We start from the raw sequence: 18,906 nt of genomic DNA, 5'->3' as shown, positions 1-18,906 counted from the left end.
AAGCATTAAGCTCGGTTATAGCACATAGCCGAGATGCAACGTCGCGATCTGATCAAGACCGGGCTCGGCACCGGCATTGCGCTGGGAGCTGGTGTGACCCTGCCGAGCCGCGTGTTCGCGCAACCAATGGCCGGAAATGCGCGCGACCGCCAGCTTTTCGCAATCGCTAAACGCGAGCTGGACAAGGCGGGCGAGGTCATCTGGCGCAAGGACATCGTCGGGATCGCCGATTTCGGGCTTCATTCGGCCGAACGCCGGTTCCATTTCGTCAATCTGGACCGGCAGGAAGTGAAAAGCTTCCATGTCAGCCACGGCACCGGGTCCGATCCCGAGCATGACGGCTGGCTCAACACCTTCTCCAATGTCGAAGGCTCCAACGCGACCAGCCGCGGAGCCTACATCACCTGGGAGTGGTACACCGGAAAGTTCGGCACTTCGGTGCGGCTCGGCGGGCTCGATCAGACCAACAACCATGCGCTTGAACGCTATATCGTGATGCACCGGGCCAGCTATGCCGAGCCCGAGCATGTCGATCGGTGGGGACGGCTGGGGCGCTCCAATGGTTGCTTCGCGCTGGGCGAGGAGCAGTTCAAGATCGCTTTGCTCAACCTGTCCGGCGGGCGGCTGCTCTATGCCGAGGCGCTGGGCCTGAAGGAAGACGGCACGCAGGCCTATCCGCCGCAGGCCATCGTGGGCGAACCGGAGAACGGCTACCACATCCTGCGCCAGCCCCGGCAGGAGACCTTCGAACAGACCAACCCGGGCGTTTACTGATACCATGCCTTACAGACCGCAGTTCGACCGCGGTCACCTGTGGCCTCCCCTTGCAGCGCTGATCCCGGCAGCCGGTTACGCCGCGATCTTCGTTGCGCTCTCGATAATCCCTGCCGTGCTTGCCGAACCATTCGTCAGCGGCTCGATCCCGCTCGGCCCGGCACCCGATTCGCTCTCCGCCATCGCACGATCCGGTGTCGGGATGGCCGTGGTAGTTATCGGGATTGCCATCTTCGCCTTCATCACCATCGCAGTAGCGCTGCTCGTGATAGGCACGCCGACTGCTTGGCTGATCGGCAACCGTATCCGCCACCCGGCCTCGCTGGTGCCTGCAATGCTTGCCGCGATGCTGGCGTTCTGGATATTATTCGGGCGATCCGGATCGTTGTCGACACAGCCTTGGGCGCTGGCGCCGGGCCTATGGTGCGCTTTCGGATCGGCGCTGATCTACCGCCACTTCGTCATCAGGTTCCGCGACGAGAGCGATCTGCTCGACTGAACGGCCCTGACTACGCAATATCGCGCGGATCGTTGACGATCTCGATGATTTCCTCGTCGGTCACCCGGCTGCGGTTCGCCTTGCGCGGAGCTTCGAACGCGGCGAGCACGGGTGCGTCGCGATCGTAGATGTCCTTGAAGGTCGCCATCTCGCCGTCGATGTTGGTGCCCATCGTGAAATAGGTGATGTAGGCGGGCATCGTGCTATTGAACTCGACCCGCGTGTACTCTCCGCTCGCCAGGATATCGGCAGCTTCCTCACCGGTCAGGCCCGCCTGCAGAATCGCGAGCGTGAATGCGAGTTCGGTCGCGCGTTCGGTACGGATGCAGCCATGGCTGAGCGCCCGGTCGGACTGGCTGAACAGCCCGCGCGAAGGCGTATCGTGGAAGAAGATCGCGTGCCGGTTGGGCATGTCGAGCTTCATCCGGCCCAGCGCATTGCCCGGTCCGGGGCCCTGCACCACGCTGATATAGCCGTTCGCGCCGCGCGTCGCCTTGTAGCCTTTCGAGGCGGCCCAGGAAGGATTGCCGAGCACACGCTCACCCAGGCCTTCGCCCTTCACGATGGACTGCGGCACGGTCCAGTTCGGGTTGAGGATCACGCCCTCGACGCTCTCGGCCAGCTGCGGGGTCGCGGTGCGCCCCGGCTTGCCCACAATCGTGCGATAGGTGCGCATGATCTTGTCGTTCACCGTCAGGCGCAGCTGATATTCGGGCACGTTGGTAATCAGGTACTGATGGCCCAGATCGCGCGGCAGCCAGCGCCAGCGATCCATGTTGGCCTGGATCAGCTTGTACCGCTTGCTGCCGGGCTTGGCCTTGGCCAGCTCGCCGAGCAGGGCCTCATAATCGGGGTGCAGCGGAGCCACACCCTCGATCGCGCCCATGATATCGCCGGACTCAAGCGCCTGCTTGAGCACCGCGCCGCTGCGATAGCGGTCCGCATCCGGGTCCATCACGAACCACTGGGTGCGGTGGTCCATTGGCGTACGCCCGTCGCGCATGTCCTCCACCAGCCACACGAACCGGCGGCTGGCCTCTTCATCCAGCATCGCGCCCGGGCCGGCGGCGATCGCCGCACGCAGGCCGGGAAGATCGTAATCCGACGGGATCAGGCCATGCGTGCCGATCCCCTCGATCGCGGCGACAAGCGCCTGCGCCTGCGCCACATCCCACTGCTGCACCACCGGGTCGAATTTCTGGACCACCGGCTCGCTGGTCATCTCGACCGGACCGGTTGCGGTAGAAGGGACCACGGGGCTGGAGGTCACCGCGTCGTCGGCATCCGCGTCAGCCTTGTCATCCTCATCCTGACCGCCCGGCAACAGGTTGGTCGGCGCGTTTTGCGCGACCAGCGCGGTCGGCCCGGCAAGCGTGGCGGTGGCAAGGACAAACAGCGAAGTGGCAAGCGTTTTCATGTCGTAGGATAGACCCTGTTATCGAGCGCGTCGCCTTATATAGCGACGGATCTTTGCGGGCAGAAGCCTCGCGAATTTATGCGCAATCATCAAGCTGCAAGCATTTATCCAACCTGAATTTACGCACGATCTGCGGCACATCGGTGACGCTTGGCAGAGCTTGGGATAGGGCAAGAGCAATGTCCCGGTCCGCCACCCTTGCCCCATTCGCGGTCGCGCTTGCAGGTGTGGCGATGCTTTCGCTGATGGATGCGTTAATGAAGGACGCATCGCTCGCGATCGGGGCCTATTCCGCCGCGCTGATACGCGCAGGCCTGTCCACCGCCATCGCGATGCCCTTATGGCTCGCCCGACGGACCAACTGGCCGGACGCAGGGACCGTGCGCCTGCACGTGCTGCGCGGGGTCTGTTCCGCCTTCATGGGGCTGAGCTTCTTTTTCGCGCTGACCAGACTGCCGATCGCCGAGACCATCGCGATTTCCTTCATCGCCCCGCTGATCGCGCTGTACCTTGCGGCAATCCTGCTCGGCGAGAAAGTCACCCGCCGGGCGGTGCTGGCCTCGCTGATCAGTTTTGCCGGCGCGCTGGTGATCGTGGGCGGGCAGTTCGGGCGCGGCAGGCTGGATGAGGAAGCCCTGGTCGGCCTTGGCGCGATCCTGATCTCGGCGGTGCTCTACGCGCTCAACTTCATCATCATCCGCCAGCAGTCGCAGCGCGCAGGGCCGCTGGAGGTCGCCGCGTTTCACGGGGGCGTATCGACGCTGGTGCTGGGTCTTGCTGCCCCTTGGCTGCTGCTTGCCCCGCCCGTATCCGTCCAGCCGAGCCTGCTGGCCGCCGGACTGCTCACCGTGGGTGGGGCGATGACGATCGCCTGGGCCTACGCCCGGGCAGAGGCGCAGGCATTGTTGCCGGTCGAATATTCCGGCTTCTGCTGGGCCGCGCTGTTCGGCTGGCTGTTTTTCGGCGAAAGAGTAAGTGCGGGCACGCTGGCTGGCGTGGTGATGATCGTGATCGGCACCTATATCGCGGTCACCAGGGGCCGCGCGCCTGCCCGTCCGTCGGGCGGAGCGGAGACTGCGGCCCCCTGAGCCGGCAGCCCTCTTTCGCGCGGACGCTTGATTTTCGCACCCGTACGGGCCAAGCGCGCGGCACATATTTCCGGCACATACCGGCCTCCCGCCCGTTAGTCGCAAGACAGGCCGCCACCAGAAGCAACATGAAAGGACCGCCCACGCTATGACCCAGGTCGGCAAGGACACTCTCGGTACCCGCAGCACTCTCACCGTCGAAGGCAAGGATTACGCCTACTACTCGCTCGCCAAGGCGGCGGAGCAGTTGGGCGATGTTTCCCGTCTGCCCTTCAGCCTCAAGGTGTTGCTGGAGAACATGCTGCGTTTCGAAGACGGCGGGCACACGGTCTCGGTCGACAATGCGAAGGAAATCGCGGACCGGGTCAACAATCCGGTGACCGGCGGCGAAATCCAGTACCGCCCCGCGCGCGTGCTCCTGCAGGACTTCACCGGCGTGCCCTGCGTGGTGGACCTCGCCGCGATGCGCGACGCGATCAAGGCGCTTGGCGGCGACACGCAGAAGATCAACCCGCAGGTTCCCGTGAACCTCGTCATCGACCACTCGGTGATGGTCGACGAATTCGGCCATCCCAAGGCGATGGAAGCCAACATGGAACTCGAATACGCCCGCAATGCGGAGCGTTACGACTTCCTCAAGTGGGGCTCCAAGAGCTTCGAGAATTTCTCCGCCGTGCCTCCGGGCACCGGCATCTGCCACCAGGTGAACCTCGAATATATCGCGCGCTGCACCTGGGCGAGCGAAGGGCCCGACGGCCAGATGGTCGCATACCCGGACACCTGTGTCGGCACCGACAGCCACACCACGATGGTCAACGGCCTCGGTGTGCTCGGCTGGGGCGTCGGCGGGATCGAGGCCGAGGCAGCGATGCTCGGCCAGCCGATTTCGATGCTGATCCCCGAAGTGGTCGGCTTCAAGTTCACCGGCAAGCTCGCCGAGGGCGTCACCGCGACCGACCTCGTGCTCACCGCCACGCAGATGCTGCGCGCGCATGGCGTTGTCGGCAAGTTCGTCGAGTATTTCGGCCCAGGCCTCGAATCGCTCAGCCTCGCGGACCGCGCCACGCTGTCCAACATGTCGCCCGAATACGGCGCGACCTGCGGCTTCTTCGGCATCGACGACAAGACGCTCGAATACCTGCGCCTGACGGGCCGCGACGAGCATGAGATCGCGCTCGCCGAAGCCTATGCCAAGGAACAGGGCCTGTGGGTCCATCCCGATGTCGAGCCGGTGTTCTCCAGCACGATCGAACTCGACCTCTCGAAGGTCGTGCCGAGCCTTGCCGGACCCAAGCGTCCGCAGGACAAGGTCGCGCTTCCCGAAGTGGACGAGCTGTTCAACCGCGACCTCAAGGACGTCTACGGCAAGTCCGAACCGCACCGCGTCGATGTCGAGAACACGCACCACGATGTGGGCGACGGCGATGTGGTGATCGCGGCCATCACAAGCTGCACCAACACCTCCAACCCGGACGTTCTGATCGCGGCCGGTCTGGTTGCCAAGAAGGCGCGCGAGAAGGGCCTGAAGCCCAAGCCGTGGGTCAAGACTTCGCTCGCCCCCGGATCGCAGGTCGTCACGGACTACCTCGTGAAATCGGGCCTGCAGGATGATCTGGACGCGATGGGCTTCGATCTGGTCGGCTACGGCTGCACCACCTGTATCGGCAACTCCGGTCCGCTCGCCCCCGCGATCAGCAAGGCGATCAATTCGAACGACATCGTCGCCGCCTCGGTCCTGTCGGGCAACCGCAACTTCGAAGGCCGCGTGTCACCCGATGTGCGCGCCAACTTCCTCGCCTCGCCGCCGCTGGTGGTCGCCTACGCGATCAAGGGCACGGTGACGCAGGACATTATCGACACGCCGCTGGGTGAAGACCAGCATGGCAAGCCGGTGATGCTGGCGGACATCTGGCCGACCAACCAGGAAGTCGCCGATCTGCGCGCAGCCAATGTGAGCCGCGACATGTTCGTCGACCGCTACGCCAACGTGTACGAAGGTGACGAGCACTGGCGCGCGATCACGGTGGAGCCGAGCGACACCTACAAGTGGAACCCGACCAGCACCTACGTCGCCAGCCCGCCGTTCTTCGACGGGATGAAGATGGACCCCGAGCCGGTGGCGGACATCAACGATGCCAAGCCGCTCGCCATCCTCGGCGATTCGGTCACCACCGACCACATCAGCCCGGCCGGTTCGATCAAGGAAGACAGCCCCGCAGGCGAGTATCTGAAGAGCCACCAGGTTTCGAAGGCGGACTTCAACTCCTACGGCAGCCGCCGCGGCAACCACGACGTGATGATGCGCGGCACCTTCGCCAATATCCGTATCAAGAACGAAATGGTCCCGGGCGTCGAGGGTGGCTTCACCACCTACAAGGGCGAGCAGATGCCGATCTACGACGCAGCGATGCGTCACAAGGAAGACGGCACGCCGCTGGTCGTGATCGGGGGCAAGGAATACGGCACCGGCTCCAGCCGCGACTGGGCGGCCAAGGGCACCATCCTGCTGGGCGTGCGCGCCGTGATCGTCGAGAGCTACGAGCGTATTCACCGCTCCAACCTCGTCGGGATGGGCGTGCTGCCGCTGCAGTTCAAGGATGGCGACACCCGCGAGACGCTGGGCCTCAAGGCCACCGACAGCTTCACCATTCGCGGTCTCGCGGATCTCAAGCCGGCGCAGGACGTGACGGTCGACGTGACCCGCGAAGATGGCAGCACCTTCAGCTTCACCGCGAAGTGCCGCATCGATACCGAGAACGAGCTGGACTACTACCGCAACGGCGGCATCCTCCAGTACGTGATCCGCAAACTCGCCAGCCAGTAAGCATCAGGCTCAACGGCAAACGAAAGGCCCGGCCAAATTTGGTCGGGCCTTTTCGCATGTGCTGCGCAAATCAAAGGGCGGAGGCCGCTCCTGGCAAGCTGCCCCCGCCCAGGTCACGGCGCAAGACTGCGCCGCCCCGTTCGTTTGCCGACAAGACGCCGCAGCGCCGGTCAGTCGTCGTTCTTGGAAGCCCATTTGCGGCGGGTGATGACCGCCAGCGCGGCCGCACCGAACAGCAGGCCGACAGGCGGCGCCGGAACGGGATGGCCGCTGCTGCCGCTGGTACCGCTGGTGCTGCTCCAGCCAGAGGAGCTGGGCGGGTGACCGCTGCTCGAATTACCCGAACTTGTGCTGACATCGCCCGAGGACGAGGACGAACTGGAGACGTCGCCAGAGGTCGACGAGGAGCTAGAGACGTCACCCGAAGTCGAGGATGAGCTCGAAACGTCACCCGAAGTGGAGGACGAACTGCTGACGTCGCCCGAGGTGGAAGACGAACTCGAAACGTCGCCGGATGTCGACGACGAGCTGGAAACATCGCCCGAGGATGAACTGGAAACATCGCCCGAGGACGAGCTCGACACATCACCAGACGACGAACTGGAGACGTCACCTGAAGAGCTCGAGCTGGTCGAACTGGAGGGATTCCCGGACGTGGACGACGAGGTCGACGAGGAGGTGCTGACACCGCCGGTCGAGGTACTGACACCGCTCGAGGTGCTCACGCCGCCAGTCGACGTCGAGACACCTCCGGTCGAGGTGGAAACGCCGCCAGTGGTCGAGGAGCTGCTCGTGGTCGACGTCAGCCCACCCGTGGAGGTCGAGGTCGATCCACCGGAGGTCGAAGTCGACCCGCCCGAGGTCGAGGTCGACCCGCCCGAAGTCGAGGTCGATCCGCCAGTGGTCGTGCTGACGGAAATAGTGCCGCCGCCGCTACCGCCGCCCCCGAAGAAACCGCCGAAGAAGCCGCCGCCGAAACCGCCACCGCCGCCGCCACCGGCGACCGCGACACCGCCGCCCTGGCCACCGCCGCCACCGACGAAGCCGCCGCCAACAGGCAGCGCCGCAGGCGCAACCGCTACCACCGTGCGCGAGGCACCATCGCCATATTCCGCGCAGGCATCCGCCGCAGCGGCAAGATCCGGGTCGTCATAGGAAGAGCCGCCGCGCGCATCATAGATGATCTGCTCGCCCGCGCCGACGCCCGTGCCGCCTGCCATGCTCGCCGGCACGCACTCGACGGTGCGCCGCACGACCCGCCGCTTGCGCAGCGTGGTGCGCGGCACCTGCCGTTCGACGACCCGGTCTTCCTTGACGTAGCGAAGCGCCGGAGTGTCCTTGACCGACTTGTAATCGGTCGTGGCGACCTGCTCCTCGGCCACATGGAGCGCGCCGCCGGCAATAACGGCGGTGCCCGCAGCGGCTGCGGAGAGTTTTGCGAGGGCGATCTTCATCGACATAATGCCAGGCTCTTTAAATTGGAGCGCTTTATAAACCGTTGCCATCGGCGGTTCCGACGGGCGGAGTGAAAGTGCGCCTGTATGCAATAGGCCTTACCGGGCATGCTGACCGCAATGCAATTAACCACGAAAATGCGGTTTTACCGGCCCAATATCAAAGACATTGCCGACCAGAGCGCCCACCTGTCCCAAGCTGGCACCACGGCATGCAGAGTGGTTACGCGCGGCTCACGATTTCCCCGCGAACAGATCGGGCGAATCACTTTTCGGCGCAGCCAGACCAAGATGCCGCCACCCACCCGCGTTGAGGCAACGCCCGCGCGCGGTGCGTGCGACCAGCCCGAGCTGGATCAGGAACGGCTCGACCACATCTTCCAGCGTGTCGCGCGGTTCGGCTAGGCCCGCCGCCAGCGTCTCGATCCCCACCGGGCCGCCGCCATAGGTCTCCGCGATCATGGTGAGGTAGCGACGGTCCATCGCGTCGAGCCCCAGCGAATCGACTTCCAGCTTGGTCAGTGCGCTGTCCGCCACCTTCGCGGTGATGCTCGGCGCGTTGTCGACACTGGCGAAGTCGCGCACGCGGCGCAGCAGGCGGCCCGCCACGCGCGGCGTGCCGCGAGAGCGCCGCGCGATCTCACGCGCGCCATCGGGCTCGATCCTGAGGCCCAGCTTGTTCGCGCCGCGCGTCACCACCCGCTCCAGCTCCTCGTGCGTGTAGAAGTTCAACCGCACGGGAATGCCGAATCGATCGCGCAAGGGAGTGGTCAGCAGGCCCTGCCGGGTAGTCGCGCCGATCAGCGTGAAGGGCGGCAGGTCGATCCGCACGCTGCGCGCCGAGGGCCCCTCGCCGATCATCAAGTCGAGCGCGCGGTCCTCCATCGCGGGGTAGAGCACCTCCTCAACCACCGGATTGAGACGGTGGATCTCGTCGATGAACAGCACGTCGTGCGGTTCGAGATTGGTCAGCAGCGCGGCGAGGTCGCCCGCCTTGGCAATGACAGGCCCGCTGGTGGAGCGGAACCCCGCCCCCAGCTCGCGCGCGACGATCTGCGCCAGCGTGGTCTTGCCCAGCCCCGGCGGCCCGAAGAACAGCGTATGATCCATCGCCTCGCCGCGGCGCTTGGCGGCGGCGATGAACACGCCGAGGTTCTCGCGCGCAGCCTCCTGCCCGATGAACTCGGTGAGGCTCTTGGGCCGCAGCGCCGCATCGGGATCGTCCGGCAGGCGTTCGGGCGTGTGGAGGGGCTGGTCGGTCACACCGCCCCCATAACGTCATGCTGAACTTGTTTCAGCATCCAGCCAGCGGCAATCTCCGCCTTATGCCGACCGAGAAGCAACCCTGCGTCTACATCCTCACGAGCAAGCCCTTCGGCACGCTCTACATCGGCGTCACCTCGGATCTGATTGCCCGCCTCTGGCAGCACCGCGAGGGCACGGGAGAGGGGTTCACCAAACGCTACGCCGTGCATCGGCTGGCCCACTTCGAACTGGTCGACACGATGGAATCGGCGATCAAGCGCGAGAAGCAGCTGAAGAACTGGCACCGCGACTGGAAGCTCAACCTGATAACCCGCGAGAACCCGGATTGGAGAGACCTGGCGATCGACCTGGGCTTTGAGCCGATGCCTCCGGACGAGCGGCACGCTAGACCCTGAAACAAGTTCAGGGTGACGGGAGGGCTAGTGACGCTCAAAACGGGTTCACCGTATAGCCCTGCTGCTGGAGCAGCGCGTGGGCGGTCATGGCGGAGAGGGCTATTTCCACGCCGGGGATCAGTTCGGCCTTCGCCACACCCGGCCCCGCCGCGCTTTGGCCGCAGACGATGAAGCGCACGCCCTGGTCGATCATTGCGCGCACCATCGCGCCCGACGGGTTCGCCTCGCCGCGATCGCGCGCTACCCAAGCGGCGTCGGTCAGCAGGTCGAGCACAGCAGGCCCGTGGACCACCACCGCCGCGCGGTTCTCCATCGGCGGCACCCCGGCGCGCGCGTGCATGTTGATGAGGCGTGCCGCGCTCTCGAAGCCGCGGTTGAGCTTGCCCTCCTCGGCAGCGCGCGACACGTCGAACGCGACGTGGAAGCTCGCGCCCTCGGGAATGGCGAAGTCGGTGTCGGGCACGTCGGCGACCGGGCCGAAGTCTTCGAACACCGGCCCGTAAGACACCTGCGCCGCCGCAGGGGTGCCGACCGCCAGCGCCACAACCGCCATCAATGTCACTCGCATAGCCATCTCCATCACCCCGCCGCCTTCTTCAACGCCACGCGGATCAGCTCGCCCTCGCTCGCGCCTTCGCCCAGTTCGCCCATCGCCTCGGCCACAGCCTTCGCCGCGATCGCGGGCTTGAAGCCCAGGTTCTCCAGCGCGGAGACCGCATCGGCGCTCGCCCCGCCCTTCGGAGCGGCGATCGCCACCCCGCCCGGCGCCACGGGCAGCGCGCCCGCCTTGTCCTGCAGCTCGTTGACGATCCGGCCCGCCAGCTTGGGCCCCACGCCATTCGCCCGCGCGACCATCGCCGCATCGCCGCTGGCGCAGGCCGCCTGCACCTCGCCCGCCGACAGGACCGAGAGGATCGCCAGCGCGACCTTGCTGCCCACGCCCTGCACCGATGTGAGCAGGCGGAACCAGTCGCGCTCCGCCGCCTCGGCAAAACCGAGCAGGCGCATGTCGTTCTCGCTCACCTGCAGGTCGGTGAACAGCCGCGCCTCGTTGCCCTCGCTACCCAGCGCGTCGAGCGTGCGGGTCGAGCAGTGGACGAGGTAGCCCACCCCGCCCACGTCGATCACCGCCCAGTCGGGGCCGGTCGCGTCGAGCGTTCCTGTGAGCTTTGCAATCATGGTTTGTTCCTGCCCTACTCCGACTCGCATTGCCAGCGCAGTGCGCAGGTTTTGCCAATCCGGAGGTGGGCCTGACACACCTGACACACTGTCCAAGGGTTCAAACCGTGTCGATCAATGGAACGTCACTAATCGAGTGAAGCGATTACGAGAGCGGACGACACTTTCCGACGATGGCAAAGAGCAGCCAGCACCCTAGCGCGCACAGAGCGAGTAGGAAAATTCACGAGCTATGACAGGGCGTGGACAGGCACCGCCGCTTGCGGCAACGCTTGCCGTCATGAGCTGGAACACATTCGGGCGGGTCTTCCGCTTCACCACCTGGGGGGAAAGCCACGGGCCGGCGATCGGCGCGGTGGTCGACGGGTGCCCGCCGGGCATTGCGCTCACCGAAGAGGACATCCAGCCGTGGCTCGACAGACGCAAGCCGGGGCAGAGCAAGTTCACCACCCAGCGGCGCGAGCCCGATGCGGTGCGCATCCTCTCCGGCGTATTCGAAGGCAAGACGACAGGCACGCCGATCTCGCTGATGATCGAGAATGTCGATCAGCGCTCGAAAGACTATTCGAATGTCGCGCAGGCCTATCGCCCCGGCCACGCCGACTACACGTATGACGCCAAGTACGGCTTCCGCGACTATCGCGGCGGCGGGCGGTCGAGCGCGCGCGAAACCGCGATGCGCGTTGCGGCGGGCGCGGTCGCGCGGCTGGTCGTACCGCAGGTGAGCATCCTCGCCTATGTGGCGGAGATCGGCGGAGACCGGATCGACCCGGCGAAGTTCGATGCCGACCAGATCGGTCAAAACCCCTTCTGGTGCCCCGACCCTGAGGCGGCCAAGCGCTGGGAGACGCTGGTGGACGATGCGCGCAAGGCAGGCTCCTCGCTCGGCGCGGTGGTCGAATGCGTGGCCACCGGCGTGCCCGCTGGCTGGGGCGCGCCGCTCTACGCCAAGCTCGACAGCGAGCTGGCGGCGGCGATGATGAGCATCAACGCGGTCAAGGGCGTGGAGATCGGCGACGGCTTCGACGCCGCGCGCCTCTCGGGCGAGCAGAACGCCGACCCGATGCGGCCCTCGGCAGGCGGCGACGCACCCGAGTTCACCGCCAACCACGCGGGCGGCATCGCCGGCGGGATTGCCACCGGCCAGCCGGTCACCTGCCGCGTGGCGTTCAAGCCGACCAGCTCCATCCTGACCCCGGTCGACACGATCACCCGCGAAGGTGAAGCGACCCAGATCAGCACCAAGGGCCGCCACGACCCCTGCGTCGGCATCCGCGGTGTGCCGGTGGTCGAGGCGATGATGGCCTGCGTACTGGCGGATCAGGCGCTGCTGCATCGAGCGCAGTGCGGGTAGCGAGCTGTCTGCAAGCCAGCCGTTGTGGCCATCTGCCGAGTGGGACAAAGCCATCTCATGAAGAACATTCAGATCATCGACGGCGCGCCGAATGCCACCTTCAGCATCTTCCAGGCCACGGACGAGGAGTTCGCGATCATCTTCCCCGATGGACGCGACATGGAGGTCGCAGCGGATTTGTGCGAGCGGGTGGGAGATGACGAAGCCGGTCGCGTTTTGACGCCGATCTGGCAACGTCCCGTCCTGAAGTCGGATGCGATGGGCATCCACGGAACCCTCTTCTACGACGCAGAGGAGCGGCGCGAGTTCTTGCCGCCCTCCCGGCGTGAAGTGGATTGGGGCGAGAGTTACATCAACGAGGCGCAGAGGGTGCTGCATCGTCGGCATCGCGATAACCCGCTCAAGCCTGCGCATGCGCTGCGCGGTCGCTGAACGGGCGTCGACCAATGACCTCGCCCTACATCCCCGCAGAGGACAGCAATGGCGCGCAGGTGCGTATCGCACCGATGGAGCCCGGCGATATTCCCGAAGCGGTCGCGATCCAGGCGCAGGCCTATCCCGCGTCGCTTCAGGAAGACGCCCCGGTGTTCGCCGCGCGGCTGGCGCTCTCGCCGTCCTTTTGCTTCACCGCTCGCCGGGCTGGCGCGATGGCCGGGTATCTGATCGCCCATGGGTGGGACCGGGCCAACCCGCCCGCGATCGGCACGCTGACGCGCCCCGCCGGGGCAAGCGCCGTGCTCTATATCCACGACCTTGCGATCGCGCCGGACGCGCGCGGCCTTCGCCTGGGCGAGCGGCTGGTCGGCTGCGCCTTCGATGCCGCCCGGGCCAGCGGGCTTTGCGAGGCGGAGCTGGTGGCCGTGGAGGGCGCGCACGGCTTCTGGCACCGGCTCGGCTTTCGCGAAGGCCACTCGCCCGCCATCGCTGCGAAGCTTGTATCCTACGGCCCGGACGCGCGCTGGATGCGGCGGGACGATCTGACTGCGGGATAGGGCGCGCGCTGCCGCAGGGTCGCTATTTCCGGTTTCGCGCAATCAGGTCGGCCAGAAGGGCGTCGAGGTCTTCGCGATCCAGATAGCGGCCATCGCGGATCACCGCTGCGATCCGCCGCGTGTTCGCAATATCCTCGAGCGGATTGTCGTCGAGCAGGACGAGGTCGGCCCTTTTACCGACGGCAACCGTCCCGCGATCATCCTCGACACCCAGAAACTCCGCGGCGAGCCGGGTGGAGCCTTCCAGGATCAGGCGACTATCCAGCCCCGCTTGCGCCAGCGCCTCGAACTCGTCGTGCAGCGAGAAGCCGGGGGCCACGCCGGGAATACCGGCATCGGTTCCCGTGAGCACCGGGATGCCCGCCTGTGCGAAGGCGCGGACCAGTGGGCCGTTAAATTCCACGATGCTTTGCGTGTAGGCGATGTATCCCTCGTTCGACTGGGCAGCGTAGGGATTGGAGTTGACGGAAAGATCGTAGAACTGCGGCGGCAGCACATACAGGTCTTCGCGCAAGGCGAGCGAGCCCGGGTCGCGCGCGATTTGCGCGATCCGGTCGTTGGCGGTGAGCGTTGTGACGAGCGCGGTGCCGTTTTTGCGAGCCATCTCCACGTAGGATGGAATTGCCGTGAGGTCGGGGGAGCGGGTTTGCTGCGCGAATTCCTCCGCATGGACGACCAGGTCGTAACCCGGCTGGAAGAAGGACCCGGTGATCCCCTCGCCCCGCTGCGGGATATGGCCGACGACCCGGATGTTCCGCGCGCGTGCCTCCTCCACGATGGCGGTGAAGGTCGGCAGGTCGAGATGGCCATACACCTTCACGAACTCGAACCCGTCGGCTGCTGCGTCTTTCACCGCCTGCCGACCCTGCGCGGGCGAGCCCGCACTATGCGTAATTCCGAAGGGCAGGACCGGATCGTTGCTGTCGATCATGGTCGCCATAGCCAGGTGCGGGCCAAGGACACGACCACTCTCGATCGCGATCCGCTGCCCCACGGTCTCGGGCATGGCGGCCAGGTCGAACACCTGAAGCACGCCGTTGACGATGTAGGGCGTGAAGGCGTCCTGCATGTTGGCTGTACCATCTTCGGGCACCGGACTACGCGCCAGCAGGCGCAGCATACGCTCGTTCCCGATATGCACATGCATGTCGCTGAAACCCGGGACCAGCCATTTGCCCGTCCCGTCGATCCGGTTCGCATCCCTCGGACCGCCTGCGTCTGCGGCATCTGCGATGGAGACGATCCGGCCTTCTTCGATCACGACGGTCCGGTTGGGCAGCACGCCGCCCTCCTCTGTCATCGGGATCACGGTGACATTCTCGATCACGAGCGTCTCGCCGGCGGTTGCCGGGGCAGGCGGCGACGCGGCCAGCGGGGCGGTCGCGAGCGCGATCATCGCGAGGAAGGCCAGGCATCTCAACATCGTCGAAGTCCTCCTTGGCTGCAGGTTCGGCGGTTCGAGCTGGGCCGGTCCTGACAGCGGTTTTGAAAATCCGTCTTGTCACTGTCTAGATTGCTTATCGCGACCTATCTAGACGCTGTCAAGTTGCTTCGCTAATGGGGGTCGAACGGCAGACATTGCTGGTTGGGCGAGATGACGGACAAGACCTATCATCATGGAAATCTGGCTGCCGAGCTGTTGCAGGCGGCAGAGCGAGAGCTGGTCCTGAACGGGATCGAGGCGTTTTCCCTGCGGGCGGTGGCCAAGCGTGCCGGTGTCAGCCATGGTGCCCCCGCCTATCATTTCAAAAGCGCCAGAGGATTGCTGACCGCGCTCGCCGCGACCGGATACGAGCGGCTGGTGGAGGCGCAGGAAGCGCGCCAGTCCGACGCCGGGAGCGCCCCGAAGGAGCAGCTTATTGCGATCGGCCTGGGCTATCTCGATTTTGCCGAGGCCAATCCGGACCTTTTTAGGCTGATGTTCTCGTCCGAGAAGCCCGACAGGGGCGATGCCCATTTCGACACCGCAGCGAAAGCCGCCTTCGGAAAACTGCTCGATGGCGTGCGCGAGGTATTGGGCCGCGATCCTTCGGCCCACCCCGCTACCATGACGCAGGTCGCCGCATCCTGGGCGATGGTCCACGGGCTGGCCGACCTCATCATTTCGGGGCGGCTCGACGGGCCGCTGGCGATGAAAGAGATTTCGGGACCGGATCGGGAGATGCTGTTGTCGCGCATCCTGTTGAAAGCTCTGGCGTAACGCTGGCCGCGCGGATGAGGGAAAATCGCGGCACGATGCGTCCGACCCGCTCCTTATCGGGACCCTCGAAAAGTTCCACAAATTTGATCGATAATTCCGATTGCGGCCATCGCCACAAATCGCTTTTGTGCGTTGCAGCAGTCCCTATCTAGGCGTCGAGTTTCAACCCCCAGAGGAGACATTCATGGGTATCATCGGAAGCCAGATCAAACCGTTCAAAGCCACCGCATTCCAGGCCGGCAAGGACTTCTTCGAAGTCACCGACGAGGACGTGAAGGGCAAGTGGGCGATCTTCTTCTTCTACCCGGCGGACTTCACCTTCGTGTGCCCGACCGAGCTGGAAAACCTCGGCGAACAGTACGACATGCTCCAGAAGATGGGCGTGGAAGTCTATGCCGTCAGCACCGACACGCATTTCAGCCACAAGGCATGGCACGACACCTCCGACAAGATCGGCAAGCTGAAGTTCCCGTTCCTCGGCGACCAGCTGCACACGCTGTCGAAGAACTTCGACGTCCTGCGTGAGGAAATGGGCCTCGCCGACCGTGCGACCTTCGTGGTCGATCCCGACGGTGTGATCCAGATCATGGAGCAGACCTGCGAAGGCGTGGGCCGCAATGCCAACGAACTCGCCCGCAAGATCAAGGCGGCGCAGTACGTCCGCGAGAACCCCGGCCAGGTCTGCCCGGCCGCGTGGGAAGAAGGTAGCGAGACGCTGGCCCCCTCGCTCGACCTTGTCGGCAAGATCTAAGCAATACTCTCGGAGGCTCGGCACACGCCGGGCCTCCACTTCCCCTCCCCCAACCCTCCCCGTCTTCGCGAGGGGTGATGACGACAAAGCGATCCATGTTCGAACCGGTCCAGGCCGACCCTTTCGATGATGGATTGCCGCGCCGCTTCCAGCGGCTCGCAATGACGCATTTTTCGATGGAGTCCTTTCCCATGCTCGACGCACAGATGACCGATCAGCTGAAGCAGTATCTGCAAAACCTGCGCGAGCCGGTGGAGCTTGTCGCATCGCTGGGTGACGACGAAACGTCGGCCAAGACGCGCGAGCTGCTCGAAGAGATCGCCGCGCTGCACGATCTGGTCAGCGTGGACTTCGACGGTGACTTCGAACGCAAGCCCAGCTTTATCATCCGCCGTGGCAATGACGCCGAAAAGTGGGTCCGCTTTGCCGGGCTGCCGATGGGCCACGAGTTCACCTCGCTGGTGCTCGCGCTGTTGTGGGCGGGCGGCCATCCGCCCAAGGTCGATGCCGATGTGCTGGAGGATATCCGCCGGATCGAGACCGATCTGGAGTTCGAGATGTTCTTCTCGCTCTCGTGCCACAACTGCCCCGACGTCGTGCAGGCGCTGACGCTGATGGCGCTGGAGAACAGCCGCATCACCGCGACGCTGATCGAAGGCGGCGCGTACAAGGACGAGGTCGAGGCACGCGACATCATGGCCGTGCCAGCGACCTTCCTGAATGGTGAGAGCTTCTACAACGGCAAGATCGAACTGCCGCAGATCCTCGAACGGCTCGATACCGGCGCAGGCGCGAAGGCCGCAGCCAAGCTCAACGAGCGCGAGCCTTACGAAGTGCTGGTGATCGGCGGCGGGCCCGCCGGGGTCGCAACCTCGGTCTACACCGCGCGCAAGGGCTTCCGCACCGGCATCGCGGCCGAACGGTTCGGCGGGCAGTTGCAGGATACGTTGGGAATCGAGAACCTGCCCGGCACCGCCTATACCGAAGGGCCCAGGCTTTCCGCCGACCTCGACGAGCAGGTCAGGGAAAACGAGATCGACAAGATCGACCTCGTGCAGGCCGAAGAGCTGATCCCGGCCACGCAGGAGGGCGGAATGCACAAGGTCCGCTTCGCCAATGGCGGCGAGCTGTCGGCACGCGCGATCATCCTCGCGACCGGCGCACGCTGGCGCAATCTCGGCGTCCCGGGCGAGCAGGAATACCGCAACAAGGGCGTGGCCTACTGCCCGCACTGCGACGGCCCGCTATTCAAGGGCAAGCGGATCTCGGTGATCGGCGGCGGCAACTCGGGCGTCGAAGCGGCGATCGACCTCGCCAAGATCGTCGATCACGTGACGCTGATCGAGTTCGACACGCAGCTGCGCGCCGATGCGGTGCTGGTGAGCAAGCTCAAGAGCCTCGACAATGTCGAGATCGTCACCAACGGCCAGACGACCGAGATCACCGGCGACGGCAGCCGCGTGAACGGGATCATCGTGAAGGACCGCGACAGCGGCGAAGAGCGCACGATCGAACTGGCGGGCGTCTTCGTGCAGATCGGCCTCGTCCCCAACACCGAATGGCTGAAGGATTCGGGCCTCGAACTGTCGAAGCACGGCGAGATCGTGACCGACGAACGCGGCGCGACAAACCTGCCCGGTATCTTCGGCGCGGGCGATGCGACGACCGTGCCCTACAAGCAGATCGTGGTCGCGATGGGCCAGGGCGCGAAAGCGGGCCTCACCGCGTTCGATTACCTGATCCGTACCGAACCGGCGGACGAGATCGCGCAAGCGGCGTAAGTCCCTCCCCTGCAAAGCATTTTGCTTGTCGGATTTTCCGGGCAGATGTATTTTCGATCCCGTCCGGCTTCGGCGCGGACGGGATCGTTCAGGGGAAAAATCCGAATATGAAGTTCAGTCAGTGCGCGCTCGCGAGCGCGCTGGTGGCATTGGCCGTGCCCGCGTCGGCGCACGCCGAAGGCAAATCGCTGCAACTCGCCAAGGTCGTGCTCGACACCGAGACCGCACCGATCGAGGCGCGCGTGAAGGGCGGCACGCTGTGCGTCTTTCCGAGCAATATCGAGCTGCCCAAGGAAAAGAAAACGCAGGATTTCGAGCGTTACGACCGGCTGGTTTCTGACGCGCTGGGCACTAGCGAAGTCGCGGTAGTCTCCGACTCGGACGATCTGTTTGCCGCGGAATCGGACGACAAGGGCGATATCCTGCTGGGCGCGGTGATGGCGCCGACCGCGATCAACATCTGCTCCTCGGTCAACGGCTTCAAAGGCACGATCGATATCAAGGTCGAATGGCAGTTCTACGATCGCGAGAGCGCGAAGGTGGTGGAAACGCTGACCACCGAGGGCTCGGGCACTCTGGCGAAATTCTCGAACAGCGGATTCGAGGAGATGTGGGACGCCGCCTTCGTCGATGCGCTCGCCAAGGTGCAGCAGGCGGGCGTGATCGACCGGGTGCTGGCAGCGGGCGCGACGGTGGACTCGGTCGATCCCGCGGCAGGCGACCCTGCGCAGGCCGATGTGCTTGACGAGCCGCAGGATGTCGCACCCGCGACCTGAGTCCAGACCACACCGAACGCATGAGCGCCGCCATTCGCAAGCCGGATGGCGGCGCTTTGCATTTGGGCTTGCACGAGTCGCACCATCGCTCAGGGTGATTAGTCAAAGCCAATTAATCGATTGGACCAATCACAGGATCGAGCGCATTCTCTCCTC

At 65.1% G+C, this 18,906-nt stretch carries 18 protein-coding genes; 12 read left to right on the top strand and 6 right to left on the bottom strand.

Annotated elements, in window-relative coordinates; genetic code table 11:
• The first annotated feature begins 33 nt into the window (after window positions 1-33).
• Together K7H93_RS08670 and K7H93_RS08665 are read left to right on the top strand one after the other, a co-directional pair.
• Window positions 34-774: a murein L,D-transpeptidase catalytic domain-containing protein gene (locus K7H93_RS08670; protein ID WP_230783296.1), complete on the top strand. Its 741-nt coding sequence runs from the start codon at window positions 34-36 to the stop codon at window positions 772-774.
• 4 nt (window positions 775-778) lie between these two features.
• Window positions 779-1,273, top strand: a complete 495-nt coding sequence (locus K7H93_RS08665; RefSeq protein ID WP_230783295.1) for a hypothetical protein — start codon at window positions 779-781, stop codon at window positions 1,271-1,273.
• A gap of 10 nt (window positions 1,274-1,283) precedes the next feature.
• Here K7H93_RS08665 and K7H93_RS08660 read toward each other — a convergent pair whose 3' ends face one another.
• A complete protein-coding gene (locus K7H93_RS08660) occupies window positions 1,284-2,690 on the bottom strand; it encodes a L,D-transpeptidase family protein (protein ID WP_230783294.1) in 1,407 nt (468 codons plus the stop codon).
• A gap of 179 nt (window positions 2,691-2,869) precedes the next feature.
• Here K7H93_RS08660 and K7H93_RS08655 point away from each other — a divergent pair, with 179 nt between their 5' ends.
• Entirely contained in the window at window positions 2,870-3,778 is a 909-nt protein-coding gene (locus K7H93_RS08655; RefSeq protein ID WP_230783293.1) for a DMT family transporter, read from the top strand.
• Window positions 3,779-3,926: 148 nt separating this feature from the next.
• Window positions 3,927-6,602 carry an aconitate hydratase AcnA gene (acnA, locus tag K7H93_RS08650; protein WP_230783292.1) on the top strand — a complete coding sequence of 892 codons (2,676 nt, stop codon included), beginning with the start codon at window positions 3,927-3,929 and terminating at the stop codon, window positions 6,600-6,602.
• A 170-nt stretch (window positions 6,603-6,772) separates the two neighbouring features.
• Here the strand turns inward: acnA and K7H93_RS08645 are convergent, their stop codons facing one another.
• Both K7H93_RS08645 and ruvB read right to left on the bottom strand, forming a co-directional pair.
• The gene (locus K7H93_RS08645; RefSeq protein WP_230783291.1) at window positions 6,773-8,062 is read right to left on the bottom strand and encodes a PEP-CTERM sorting domain-containing protein; all 1,290 of its coding nucleotides are present in this window, start codon (window positions 8,060-8,062) and stop codon (window positions 6,773-6,775) included.
• A gap of 228 nt (window positions 8,063-8,290) precedes the next feature.
• The gene (gene ruvB, locus K7H93_RS08640; RefSeq protein WP_230783290.1) at window positions 8,291-9,319 is read right to left on the bottom strand and encodes a Holliday junction branch migration DNA helicase RuvB; all 1,029 of its coding nucleotides are present in this window, start codon (window positions 9,317-9,319) and stop codon (window positions 8,291-8,293) included.
• A gap of 17 nt (window positions 9,320-9,336) precedes the next feature.
• Between ruvB and K7H93_RS08635 the strand changes: the two genes are divergently transcribed.
• The gene (locus tag K7H93_RS08635; RefSeq protein WP_230783289.1) at window positions 9,337-9,717 is read left to right on the top strand and encodes a GIY-YIG nuclease family protein; all 381 of its coding nucleotides are present in this window, start codon (window positions 9,337-9,339) and stop codon (window positions 9,715-9,717) included.
• Window positions 9,718-9,751: 34 nt separating this feature from the next.
• Here K7H93_RS08635 and K7H93_RS08630 read toward each other — a convergent pair whose 3' ends face one another.
• Both K7H93_RS08630 and ruvA read right to left on the bottom strand, forming a co-directional pair.
• Window positions 9,752-10,297, bottom strand: coding sequence for a DsrE family protein (locus tag K7H93_RS08630; RefSeq protein ID WP_230783288.1), 546 nt, complete (start codon window positions 10,295-10,297; stop codon window positions 9,752-9,754).
• Window positions 10,297-10,896, bottom strand: a complete 600-nt coding sequence (ruvA, locus tag K7H93_RS08625; protein WP_230783287.1) for a Holliday junction branch migration protein RuvA — start codon at window positions 10,894-10,896, stop codon at window positions 10,297-10,299. The genes K7H93_RS08630 and ruvA overlap by 1 nt, the downstream gene beginning before the upstream one ends.
• A gap of 280 nt (window positions 10,897-11,176) precedes the next feature.
• Between ruvA and aroC the strand changes: the two genes are divergently transcribed.
• The 3 genes from aroC to K7H93_RS08610 are packed head-to-tail and all read left to right on the top strand — an operon-like array spanning window position 11,177 to window position 13,242.
• The gene (gene aroC / locus K7H93_RS08620; protein WP_230783286.1) at window positions 11,177-12,250 is read left to right on the top strand and encodes a chorismate synthase; all 1,074 of its coding nucleotides are present in this window, start codon (window positions 11,177-11,179) and stop codon (window positions 12,248-12,250) included.
• A gap of 57 nt (window positions 12,251-12,307) precedes the next feature.
• A complete protein-coding gene (locus K7H93_RS08615; RefSeq protein WP_230783285.1) occupies window positions 12,308-12,682 on the top strand; it encodes a hypothetical protein in 375 nt (124 codons plus the stop codon).
• A 14-nt stretch (window positions 12,683-12,696) separates the two neighbouring features.
• Entirely contained in the window at window positions 12,697-13,242 is a 546-nt protein-coding gene (locus tag K7H93_RS08610) for a GNAT family N-acetyltransferase (RefSeq protein ID WP_230783284.1), read from the top strand.
• Window positions 13,243-13,264: 22 nt separating this feature from the next.
• On the opposite strand, the gene K7H93_RS08605 is transcribed toward K7H93_RS08610, so the two are convergent.
• Complete coding sequence (locus tag K7H93_RS08605) at window positions 13,265-14,665, bottom strand: amidohydrolase family protein (protein ID WP_230783283.1); 1,401 nt, start codon at window positions 14,663-14,665, stop codon at window positions 13,265-13,267.
• Window positions 14,666-14,836: 171 nt separating this feature from the next.
• On the opposite strand from K7H93_RS08605, the gene K7H93_RS08600 reads away from it, so the two are divergent.
• From K7H93_RS08600 to K7H93_RS08585, 4 genes are all read left to right on the top strand, one after another.
• Entirely contained in the window at window positions 14,837-15,442 is a 606-nt protein-coding gene (locus K7H93_RS08600) for a TetR/AcrR family transcriptional regulator (RefSeq protein ID WP_230783282.1), read from the top strand.
• A 184-nt stretch (window positions 15,443-15,626) separates the two neighbouring features.
• Window positions 15,627-16,193, top strand: a complete 567-nt coding sequence (gene ahpC, locus K7H93_RS08595; protein ID WP_010235851.1) for an alkyl hydroperoxide reductase subunit C — start codon at window positions 15,627-15,629, stop codon at window positions 16,191-16,193.
• A gap of 191 nt (window positions 16,194-16,384) precedes the next feature.
• Window positions 16,385-17,974 carry an alkyl hydroperoxide reductase subunit F gene (ahpF, locus tag K7H93_RS08590; RefSeq protein ID WP_230783281.1) on the top strand — a complete coding sequence of 530 codons (1,590 nt, stop codon included), beginning with the start codon at window positions 16,385-16,387 and terminating at the stop codon, window positions 17,972-17,974.
• Between the two features lie 107 nt (window positions 17,975-18,081).
• A complete protein-coding gene (locus tag K7H93_RS08585; RefSeq protein ID WP_230783280.1) occupies window positions 18,082-18,750 on the top strand; it encodes a hypothetical protein in 669 nt (222 codons plus the stop codon).
• Window positions 18,751-18,906: the final 156 nt, after the last annotated feature.

This window comes from Citromicrobium bathyomarinum (assembly GCF_021021475.1).
GTDB lineage: Bacteria > Pseudomonadota > Alphaproteobacteria > Sphingomonadales > Sphingomonadaceae > Alteriqipengyuania > Alteriqipengyuania bathyomarina.
Note: the sequence above shows the minus strand (reverse complement) of the source record. Positions and strands in the feature narration are given on the sequence as shown.

What these genes read in the sequence shown, in the direction of transcription:
- K7H93_RS08670 (WP_230783296.1), top strand. Translation starts at nt 34, where the DNA reads ATGCAACGTCGCGATCTGATCAAGACCGGGCTCGGCACCGGCATTGCG.
- K7H93_RS08665 (WP_230783295.1), top strand. Translation starts at nt 779, where the DNA reads ATGCCTTACAGACCGCAGTTCGACCGCGGTCACCTGTGGCCTCCCCTT.
- K7H93_RS08660 (WP_230783294.1), bottom strand. Translation starts at nt 2,690, where the DNA reads ATGAAAACGCTTGCCACTTCGCTGTTTGTCCTTGCCACCGCCACGCTT.
- K7H93_RS08655 (WP_230783293.1), top strand. Translation starts at nt 2,870, where the DNA reads ATGTCCCGGTCCGCCACCCTTGCCCCATTCGCGGTCGCGCTTGCAGGT.
- acnA (WP_230783292.1), top strand. Translation starts at nt 3,927, where the DNA reads ATGACCCAGGTCGGCAAGGACACTCTCGGTACCCGCAGCACTCTCACC.
- K7H93_RS08645 (WP_230783291.1), bottom strand. Translation starts at nt 8,062, where the DNA reads ATGTCGATGAAGATCGCCCTCGCAAAACTCTCCGCAGCCGCTGCGGGC.
- K7H93_RS08635 (WP_230783289.1), top strand. Translation starts at nt 9,337, where the DNA reads ATGCTGAACTTGTTTCAGCATCCAGCCAGCGGCAATCTCCGCCTTATG.
- K7H93_RS08630 (WP_230783288.1), bottom strand. Translation starts at nt 10,297, where the DNA reads ATGGAGATGGCTATGCGAGTGACATTGATGGCGGTTGTGGCGCTGGCG.
- ruvA (WP_230783287.1), bottom strand. Translation starts at nt 10,896, where the DNA reads ATGATTGCAAAGCTCACAGGAACGCTCGACGCGACCGGCCCCGACTGG.
- aroC (WP_230783286.1), top strand. Translation starts at nt 11,177, where the DNA reads ATGAGCTGGAACACATTCGGGCGGGTCTTCCGCTTCACCACCTGGGGG.
- K7H93_RS08615 (WP_230783285.1), top strand. Translation starts at nt 12,308, where the DNA reads ATGAAGAACATTCAGATCATCGACGGCGCGCCGAATGCCACCTTCAGC.
- K7H93_RS08610 (WP_230783284.1), top strand. Translation starts at nt 12,697, where the DNA reads ATGACCTCGCCCTACATCCCCGCAGAGGACAGCAATGGCGCGCAGGTG.
- K7H93_RS08605 (WP_230783283.1), bottom strand. Translation starts at nt 14,665, where the DNA reads ATGTTGAGATGCCTGGCCTTCCTCGCGATGATCGCGCTCGCGACCGCC.
- K7H93_RS08600 (WP_230783282.1), top strand. Translation starts at nt 14,837, where the DNA reads ATGACGGACAAGACCTATCATCATGGAAATCTGGCTGCCGAGCTGTTG.
- ahpC (WP_010235851.1), top strand. Translation starts at nt 15,627, where the DNA reads ATGGGTATCATCGGAAGCCAGATCAAACCGTTCAAAGCCACCGCATTC.
- ahpF (WP_230783281.1), top strand. Translation starts at nt 16,385, where the DNA reads ATGCTCGACGCACAGATGACCGATCAGCTGAAGCAGTATCTGCAAAAC.
- K7H93_RS08585 (WP_230783280.1), top strand. Translation starts at nt 18,082, where the DNA reads ATGAAGTTCAGTCAGTGCGCGCTCGCGAGCGCGCTGGTGGCATTGGCC.